We start from the raw sequence: 503 nt of genomic DNA, 5'->3' as shown, positions 1-503 counted from the left end.
GGACATCTACCCGATCGCGTTGCAGGTCACTGCCAGCCTCGGCGGGCTCGATGTCCTGATCAACAATGCGTCGAGCCTCGGCCCTGTCCCTCTGGCGCTCCTTGCCGATACCGAGTGCCAGGAGCTGGAAATGGCGCTCGCGGTCAATCTCGTCGGCGCGTTCCGGCTGACGAAAGCCCTGTTCGGTGCGCTTGCCGCGTCCGCACGCGAGGGCCGCGGCGCGCTGGTCATCAACATTTCCAGCGACGCCGCGGTGAACGCCTATCCCGGCTGGGGAGCATACGGCGCGAGCAAGGCCGCTCTTGCCCATGTGACGGCGATTTGGGACGAGGAGGCGAAAGCAGACGGCATCCGGCTCCTCGCGCCTGACCCCGGCGATATGGACACCCCACTGCACGCGCTCGCGATCCCTGATGCTGATCCGGCGACCTTGAAGCGCCCCGAGCAGGCAGCTGCCGAGATCATCGAAAAGATGCTCGACGCGTTGCCGGTCCGCTCTACGC

The 503-nt window shown here is 66.4% G+C and carries 1 protein-coding gene; it reads left to right on the top strand.

Features of this window, described 5'->3' with window-relative positions:
- Nucleotides 1–503 (top strand): SDR family NAD(P)-dependent oxidoreductase (locus tag NKI24_RS35925; RefSeq protein ID WP_352750962.1); only part of this gene is annotated, 503 nt, incomplete at both ends.

This window comes from Mesorhizobium sp. M0701 (assembly GCF_040320365.1).
Lineage (GTDB): Bacteria > Pseudomonadota > Alphaproteobacteria > Rhizobiales > Rhizobiaceae > Mesorhizobium.
This window is presented reverse-complemented; position numbering and strand designations above follow the sequence as displayed.